Genomic DNA, 7,528 nt, shown 5'->3' with positions numbered 1-7,528 from the left:
CCACGTCGACTTCCCCATCACGCAGGAGGGCACCCCGGAGCGGCTGCTGACGGGGGCCGACTTCGACGTCGAGTCGGGGGTGGGGGCGCCCGACGGCGCGGTGGCCCCGGGGCGACCGGCCGCCTCGGGGCCCGTGTGGCGGGACGGCCAGGACGGGCCGTGCGGAGGCGTGACGAGCGGGGGTCCCGCGTGCCGCGACGTGGTCATGGCGACGTTCCCTCCGACGGCCGACGAGGTGCGCGCCAAGGCTAGCGTGGGCGCGTGACCACGCCGACGACATCTCGCCGCACGTCGCCGATCCCCGAGGACGTGCTCGTCGTCGGTGCCGGCCTGGCCGGCGCGCAGACGGTGGCGGCGCTGCGCACGCACGGCTACGCGGGCGCGATCCGGGTGCTCGGCGCGGAGGACGTGCCGCCGTACGACCGCCCGCCGCTGTCGAAGCACCTCCTGGACCGCCCCGAGCCGGCGTGGCTCACCGACGAGCTCGGGCTGGACCTGCACGGGCTCGCCGACGACGTCCGTCTGGGCGTCACGGCGCGCGCCCTGCGCCTCGACGGGGACCGGCCCGGGGCCACCGTCGTGACCGACGACGGCGCGCACCGTGCGTCGTGCGTGGTGCTCGCGACGGGGTCGCACGCCGTCCGCGTCCCCGCGTGGCCGTCCGCGCTGACGCTGCACTCCGCGGCCGACGCCGACCGGCTGCGCGCCGCGCTGGACGGCGCGCCGCGCCGGCTCGTCGTGGTGGGCGCCGGCTGGGTCGGCGCCGAGGTCGCCGGCGTCGCCGCGGCGGCGGGGCACCACGTGACGGTCGTCGAGGCCAGGGACGCCCCGCTGGTGACGGGTCTCGGCAGCCGTGTGGGCGCCCTGACGGCGCCCTGGTACGCGGCCGCGGGCGTCGACCTGCGCACGCGCGCCACGGTGGCCGCCGTCGAGGACGGTGCGGTGCGGCTCGCGGACGGCGCGGTGCTGCCGGCGGACGTCGTGCTCGTGGCCGTCGGCGCCCGCCCGGCCGCGGGGTGGCTCGCCGACGCGCTCCCGCTGGACGGCGGCGCCGTGCCCGTGGACGAGGCGTACCGCGTGCTCGGCCCCGACGGACCGCTGGACGGCGTCCTGGCCGTGGGCGACGTCGCCCGCCGCCGGTCGGCCCGGCACGGCTGGGTGCCCGGCGGCCACTGGGACGAGGCGCTGCGCGGGCCGGACGTGCTCGTGCGCCGGCTGCTGGGCGTCGACGACGGCGACGCGGAGCTGACGCCCTACGTCTTCTCGACGCAGCTCGGGCACGACCTCACGATGTTCGGCCTGCGGGGCGACGACGACGCCCCCACGGTGCTGGGCGACCCCGCCGACGGCGGCTGGTCCGTGCTGTGGACCCGCGCCGCCGACGGGGCCGTGACGGCCGCGCTGACGGTCGACCGTCCGCGCGACGTCGGCGCGGCCCGGCGCCTGCTCGGCGGTCCGGAGCTGCCCGTCGTCCCGCTCGACGGCGCGTCGACGCTCGCGGAGCTCGTCCGGCGGCGCTGACCGCCGCGGCCCCGGGACGACACCCGCACGGCGGGCGCACGACGCCCGGGACGACGAGGGGGACCCGCCGGCCGGCCGGCGGGTCCCCCTCGTCGTGCGCTCAGTGCGCGAAGTGGCGCGTGCCCGTCAGGTACAGCGTCACGCCGGCGGCCGCCGCGGCGGCCACGACCTCCTCGTCGCGCACCGAGCCGCCGGGCTGCACGACCGCGCGCACGCCCGCGTCGAGCAGCACCTGGAGCCCGTCGGCGAACGGGAAGAACGCGTCGGAGGCCGCGACGGCGCCCCGCGCGCGCTCGACGTCGCCCGTGTTGGCCCGCTCGACGGCGAGGCGGCACGAGTCGACGCGGTTGACCTGCCCCATGCCGACACCGACGGACGCGCCGTCGTGGGCGAGCAGGATCGCGTTCGACTTGACGGCCCGCACCGCGCGCCACGCGAACCGCAGGTCCGCGAGCGTCGCCTCGTCCGCCGGCTCGCCGGCGGCGAGGGTCCACGTCGACGGGTCGTCGCCGGGCGCGTCGAGCCGGTCGACCGACTGCAGCAGCAGCCCGCCGGACACGGCGCGCATCTCGACGCCGCCCACGGGCGGCGTGTCGACGACGAGCAGGCGCACGTTCTTCTTCTGCTGCAGGACCGCGAGCGCGTCGTCGTCGAAGCCCGGCGCCACGACGACCTCGGTGAAGACGGGCGCGATCTGCTCGGCGGCGGCTCGCGTCACGACCTGGTTGGTGGCGATGACGCCGCCGAACGCGGACACCGGGTCGCAGGCGTGCGCCTTGGCGTGGGCGTCGGCGACGTCGGTGCCGACCGCGATGCCGCACGGGTTGGCGTGCTTGATGATCGCGACGGTCGGGGCGTCGTGGTCGTGCGCGGCCCGCCACGCCGCGTCGGCGTCGACGTAGTTGTTGTAGCTCATGGCCTTGCCGTGCAGCTGGGTCGCCTGCGCGAGCCCGCCGGGCCCGTGCCCGGAGGTGTACAGCGCCGCCCGCTGGTGCGGATTCTCGCCGTAGCGCAGGACGTCCGACCGGTCCCACGTCGCGCCGACCCACGCGGGGAAGCCCGTGCTCACGCCGTCGACCTCGTCGGTCGTCGTCGCGACGTTGCCCATCCACGACGCCACGGCCACGTCGTACGTGGCCGTGTGCACGAACGCCTGCGCCGCGAGCCGCGTGCGCTCGGCGCGCGTGAAGCCGCCGGCGGCGACCGCGGCGACGACCTCGTCGTACCGCGACGGCTCGACGACGACCGCGACGCTCGGGTGGTTCTTCGCGGCGGCGCGCACCATCGACGGGCCACCGATGTCGATCTGCTCGACGCACGCGTCGACGTCGGCGCCGGACGCGACGGTCTGCGTGAACGGGTACAGGTTCACCACGACGAGCTCGAAGGGCGCGACGCCGAGCTCCTGCAGCTGGGCGAGGTGCTCGGGCCGCCGCGTGTCCGCGAGGATGCCGGCGTGCACGCGCGGGTGCAGCGTCTTGACGCGGCCGTCGAGGCACTCCGGGAAGCCCGTGAGGTCCTCGACGCGCGTCACGGGGACCCCCGCCGCGGCGACCGTGGCGGCCGTGGAGCCGGTCGACACGAGCTCCACGCCGGCGCGGTGCAGCGCGGTGGCGAGCTCGACCAGGCCGGTCTTGTCGTACACGGACAGCAGGGCGCGGCGCACGGGGCGGCGCGTGGCGTCGGCGGTGGGCGTGGGCGCGTCGGACATGGCGTCTCCCGGGGGGCAGCGTCGAACGAGGACGCCGGGCACCCAGGCGGGCGGTGCACGGTCGAGGCTGCTGCGGCCGCTCCCCGGTGGTTGCCTCCACCTGCGCCAGTCACGACCGCCGTCCAGTCTAGCGGCCGGGGCGCGGGGCCGGACGCGGGGTGAACTCCCGCGCCGACCGTTGTGCCCGCTTCGTCCCGGGCGCACCATCGGTAGCGGCCCACCCCAGGGGCGGGTGGGCGAGGACCCCGGGGGGCACCATGTCCGCACTCGTCACCGCCGTGCTCGCGACCGCGCTGGCCGTCACGGTCCCGGCCGCGGGGGCGGCCGCCGCCGCACCGACCGGCACCGCACCCGTCAGCAGCGCACCCATGAGCACCGCGGTCACCGGCACCGTCGCCGCCGAGGGCGTGGCGCACCGGCTGGTCCGGCAGGCGGCCGAGGGCGACGCCGCCGCCGCGCACGTCGCGGCGCGCCGGCCGGCCGGCCTGGTCGACCTGGGCGTGGACGAGTGCGCGTGGGACGTGAACGACCACGGCGTCGTCGTCACCACGACGCACGTCGTGCGGGGCGGGCGGGTGTCGCCGTTGCCCGGGGGCCTGACCGGCGCACGTCTGATCAACGACCGGGGGCAGATCGCGGGCGACGTGGACGGCCGCGCCGCGTTCTGGGACGGCTCCCGGCTGTGGCTGCTCGACCCGCTGAGCCCCGACCACACGTTCGTCGTCGTCACCGGGCTCAGCGACCGCGGCGAGCTCGTCGGCTCGTCCGGGGCGTTCGGCGGCGAGCCGGTCGCGTTCCGGTGGCGCCGGGGCGTCATGACGCCGCTCGAGGGCCTGGGCGGGCGCACGGACGCCAACGACGTGAACGACCGCGGGCAGGTGGTCGGCGCCGCGTGGGTCGACGGCACGCAGCACGCCGTGCGGTGGGAGGCCGACGGGCGGCTCGTGCGTCTGCCGGGCCTCGGCGACGGCACGGGGTCAAGCCTCGCGACCGCCGTCGACGGCGACGATCGCGCCGCGGGCTACGCCTACGCCGCCCCGGGCGACATGCGGCCGGTGCGCTGGTCGCGCGCGGGCGCCGTGAGCGACGTGAGCCCGGCCGGCGGCGGCTTCGGCACCGTGACGGACCTCAACGACCGCGGTCGCGCGATCGGCTCCATCTCGCCCGCCGGTCAGGGCCAGCAGGCGTTCGTGCAGGACCGCGGGGGTGCGGTGCGGCTCGTCGCGGCGGCCGACGGGACGACCGTCCTGACCGCGGTGAACGGCTCCGGGCTCGTGGTCGGCTGCGTCGTCGCCGACGACGCGACGGAGCGCGCCGTCCTCTGGCGCTGACGGCACGGACGGGCCGGCAGGCCGCCCGCCCGCCGGGTCAGGCGGGGCCGGTCGGCCGGCCTGTCGCGTCGCGCTCCGCCCACGCGTCGACGAGGTCGACGTGCAGCCCGACCCCGGCCGCGGCGGTCGCGACCGTCACGTCGAACGCGCGCGCCGCGTCCTCGTGGACGCCGCGCAGGTGCCCGAACAGCTCGGCGCTGACCGCCCCGAGCACGGTGCTGAAGAGCGTGAGCGACCGCACGCCCGCCCGGAGCGTCTCGGGGTCCTCCGTGCCGCCCCACCCGCCGCGCTCGGCGCCGAAGGCGTGCACGCCGGGCGTCACGACGCCCGTCGGGTCGAAGTCGGGCCCGGCCGGCCGCAGGCTGCCGTCCGCGGCGGCGTCGACCAGCACGTCGACGAGCACCCCCCACACGCGCAACGCGGGCGCCACGGTGTCGCGCGGCGCGACGTACCCGGGCAGCGGCGTGCCGTAGATCAGCTCGTACGCGTGCCGGTCCGCGAGCGCCCAGGCGCGCACCGCGCGCGCGACCTCGAGCCAGCGGCGCGCCGGCGCGTGCCCGGCGGCGCGGGACGCGGCGGCCGCGTCCTCGCAGACGCGCCCGACGGCATCGTACGACTCGCTGACCAGCAGGGTCAGCAGCGCGTCGCGTGAGGGCACATACCGGTAGACGGCCGAGGAGGCGAGGCCCAGGTCGCGTGCGACGGCACGGAGCGACAGGCCGGCGGCGCCGTCCTGCGCCAGCCGCGCTCGCGCGGCGGCGAGGAGGTCGCGCATGAGCTCGGCGCGGGCGCGCTCGCGCGGCGTGCCGCGCGGTGCGAGGTCCTCGGGCATGCCGCGATCGTGCCGGACGAGAGCACAGGACGCAATCGAGAGCAGTGCTCTTGACGGGTGTCGGGCGACGCTGCGAGCATCGCTCACAACAGAGAGCACCGCTCTCTCCCTGACCCCGGAGGCCGCCATGCCCCGTCACACCGTCCTCGGGAAGGGCCCCATCGGCCGGACCCTCGCGCAGCACCTCGCCGACGCCGGCCACGAGGTGCACGTCCTCTCCCGCTCCGGCCCCGGCACCCGCGCCGCGGCGCGGACGACCACGTCCGCGGGCGGCAGCGTCGAGCACCACCGCGTCGACGGCGCGGACGCGGACGCCCTCGCGCGGCACGCCCGCGGCTCCGCCGCCCTGTACAACTGCGTCAACCCGGCCTACCACCGCTGGGTGACCGACTGGCCGCCCGTCGCCGACGCGCTGCTCACCGCCGCCGAGCGCACCGGCGCCGTCCTCGTCACCGCGGCGAACCTCTACGTCTACGGCGCGGGCAACCACCACATGCACGAGGACGACCCGCTCGCGACCCGCGAGACGAAGGGGCGCGTCCGCGTCCGGATGTGGCAGGACGCCCTCGCGCGGCACGAGGCGGGCGCCGTGCGGGCCACCGAGGTGCGGGGCAGCGACTACCTCGGGCCCGGCGCGGAGGCGCACGCGCACGCCGGCCCGCGCATGCTCGGGCCGCTGCTGGCCGGGCGGACGCTGCGCCCGATCGCGTCCGCCGACCAGCCGCACACCTGGGCGTACCTGCCCGACTTCGCGGCGGCGCTGGCCACGGCCGCGGTCACCCCCGCCGCGTGGGGCCGGGCGTGGCACGTCCCGTCCGCCGAGCCGCTGACGTACCGCGCGCTGGCCGGGCGGTTCGCCGCCGCCGCCGGGGTGCCCGTCCCCCGCGTCGCGCCCGTGCCGCTGCCGCTCGTCCGGGCGCTCGGCGTCGTGCAGCCGATGATGCGTGAGCTGCACGCCGTGGGCTACCAGTTCGCCGAGCCGTTCGTGGCCGACGACGCCGCCAGCCGGCGCACGCTCGGGCTGGCGCCGACCGACTGGGACACGGTCGTGACGACCACGCTCGCGGCGTACCGGGAGGAGCAGCGCGCCACGGCGTGAGCGCCGTCGGCGGCCTGGGGGGCCGCCCGCGACGTGGCGCCGTCCGCGGCCTGCAGGCCGTCCGCGGCGTGCAGGCCGTCCCCGCGCCGCGGCTCGTGCCCGCGGGTCTCAGCCGACGACGACGCGGCGGCCGTCGACGCGCAGGCCGCCCCGCGCCACCTCGCCCACCGTGCGGACGAGCAGCGCGCGCTCGACGGCCTTGATGCGCTCGTGCAGCGACGCCTCGTCGTCGTCCGGCTCCACCGCGACGACGCCCTGCGCGACGATCGGCCCCGTGTCGACGCCCGCGTCCACCAGGTGCACGGTGCAGCCGGTGACCCGCACCCCGTACGCCAGGGCGTCCCGCACGCCGTGCGCCCCGGGGAACGAGGGCAGCAGCGCCGGGTGGGTGTTGAGGATGCGCGGCGCGAAGCGCTCGAGCGTCGGGGCGCCGATGATCCGCATGAAGCCCGCGCACACCACGAGGTCGGGTCCGAAGACCCCGATCGCGTCGGCCAGCGCGACGTCCCAGGCCGCGCGGTCCGCGAAGTCCGCGGGGGCGACGACCGCCGTCGGGACGCCCGCCGCACGCGCCAGCGCGAGCCCCCCGGCGGCGGGCTTGTCGCTGACGACACCGACGACCCGCGCGCCGTAGCCGGGGTCGTCGTGCGCCGCGAGCAGCGCCGCGAGGTTGGACCCGGCGCCGGACACCAGCACGACGACACGGCGGGTGCCGTCCGCGCCGCGCACGGGCGGGGACGGCGGCGGCGGGGTGGGGCGCGCGGTGGTCACGGCCCCGCAGGCTACCGGCGACGACGGACGCGCGGTCGGGGCGTCCCAGCCGTGCGGGATGATGGGGGCCATGGGCAACCCCTGGGCACCGCCGCAGCACCCCCGACCGCAGGGGACGCCCCCGCAGGGCGCGGGAGCGCCGCCGGCGCAGGGCGCGGGAGCCCCGCAGGGCACGCCGCCCCCGCAGGGCACGCCTCCCGCACCGGGGACCGCGCAGGGCGCGACGCCGCACGGCGCGCCCGTCGGCCCGCCCGGTGCCGGCC

8 protein-coding genes and 1 riboswitch are annotated in these 7,528 nt (G+C 78.3%); of the genes, 5 read left to right on the top strand and 3 right to left on the bottom strand.

Annotated features, from left to right (window positions below):
* A partial coding sequence (locus AB6N23_RS16235; RefSeq protein WP_412867032.1) for a hypothetical protein occupies nucleotides 1–265 on the top strand: 265 nt, incomplete at its 5' end.
* Nucleotides 262–1,521 (top strand): NAD(P)/FAD-dependent oxidoreductase, encoded by a 1,260-nt coding sequence (locus tag AB6N23_RS16230; RefSeq protein ID WP_412867031.1) that lies wholly within the window; start codon nucleotides 262–264, stop codon nucleotides 1,519–1,521. The genes AB6N23_RS16235 and AB6N23_RS16230, both read left to right, overlap by 4 nt.
* Nucleotides 1,522–1,621: 100 nt before the next feature.
* On the opposite strand, the gene purH is transcribed toward AB6N23_RS16230, so the two are convergent.
* Nucleotides 1,622–3,232: a bifunctional phosphoribosylaminoimidazolecarboxamide formyltransferase/IMP cyclohydrolase gene (purH, locus tag AB6N23_RS16225; RefSeq protein ID WP_412867030.1), complete on the bottom strand. Its 1,611-nt coding sequence runs from the start codon at nucleotides 3,230–3,232 to the stop codon at nucleotides 1,622–1,624.
* 33 nt (nucleotides 3,233–3,265) lie between these two features.
* A riboswitch (ZMP/ZTP riboswitch) is annotated at nucleotides 3,266–3,355 on the bottom strand.
* Between the two features lie 134 nt (nucleotides 3,356–3,489).
* Here purH and AB6N23_RS16220 point away from each other — a divergent pair.
* Entirely contained in the window at nucleotides 3,490–4,563 is a 1,074-nt protein-coding gene (locus AB6N23_RS16220; RefSeq protein ID WP_412867029.1) for a hypothetical protein, read from the top strand.
* Between the two features lie 37 nt (nucleotides 4,564–4,600).
* Here the strand turns inward: AB6N23_RS16220 and AB6N23_RS16215 are convergent, their stop codons facing one another.
* Complete coding sequence (locus AB6N23_RS16215; protein WP_412867028.1) at nucleotides 4,601–5,395, bottom strand: TetR/AcrR family transcriptional regulator; 795 nt, start codon at nucleotides 5,393–5,395, stop codon at nucleotides 4,601–4,603.
* 127 nt (nucleotides 5,396–5,522) lie between these two features.
* Here AB6N23_RS16215 and AB6N23_RS16210 point away from each other — a divergent pair, with 127 nt between their 5' ends.
* Nucleotides 5,523–6,494 (top strand): NAD-dependent epimerase/dehydratase family protein, encoded by a 972-nt coding sequence (locus AB6N23_RS16210; protein ID WP_412867027.1) that lies wholly within the window; start codon nucleotides 5,523–5,525, stop codon nucleotides 6,492–6,494.
* 108 nt (nucleotides 6,495–6,602) lie between these two features.
* On the opposite strand, the gene purN is transcribed toward AB6N23_RS16210, so the two are convergent.
* The gene (gene purN / locus AB6N23_RS16205) at nucleotides 6,603–7,265 is read right to left on the bottom strand and encodes a phosphoribosylglycinamide formyltransferase (protein WP_412867026.1); all 663 of its coding nucleotides are present in this window, start codon (nucleotides 7,263–7,265) and stop codon (nucleotides 6,603–6,605) included.
* A 70-nt stretch (nucleotides 7,266–7,335) separates the two neighbouring features.
* Between purN and AB6N23_RS16200 the strand changes: the two genes are divergently transcribed.
* A partial coding sequence (locus AB6N23_RS16200; RefSeq protein WP_412867025.1) for a hypothetical protein occupies nucleotides 7,336–7,528 on the top strand: 193 nt, incomplete at its 3' end.

The organism is Cellulomonas pasadenensis (assembly GCF_047229365.1).
GTDB lineage: Bacteria > Actinomycetota > Actinomycetes > Actinomycetales > Cellulomonadaceae > Cellulomonas.
The sequence above is the reverse complement of the archived record's forward strand: the minus strand, read 5'-3'. Positions and strand labels throughout refer to the sequence as shown.

Bases quoted from the DNA above. Each gene is read 5' to 3' on its own strand.
- AB6N23_RS16215 (WP_412867028.1), bottom strand. From the start codon at position 5,395: ATGCCCGAGGACCTCGCACCGCGCGGCACGCCGCGCGAGCGCGCCCGC.
- AB6N23_RS16220 (WP_412867029.1), top strand. From the start codon at position 3,490: ATGTCCGCACTCGTCACCGCCGTGCTCGCGACCGCGCTGGCCGTCACG.
- AB6N23_RS16210 (WP_412867027.1), top strand. From the start codon at position 5,523: ATGCCCCGTCACACCGTCCTCGGGAAGGGCCCCATCGGCCGGACCCTC.
- purH (WP_412867030.1), bottom strand. From the start codon at position 3,232: ATGTCCGACGCGCCCACGCCCACCGCCGACGCCACGCGCCGCCCCGTG.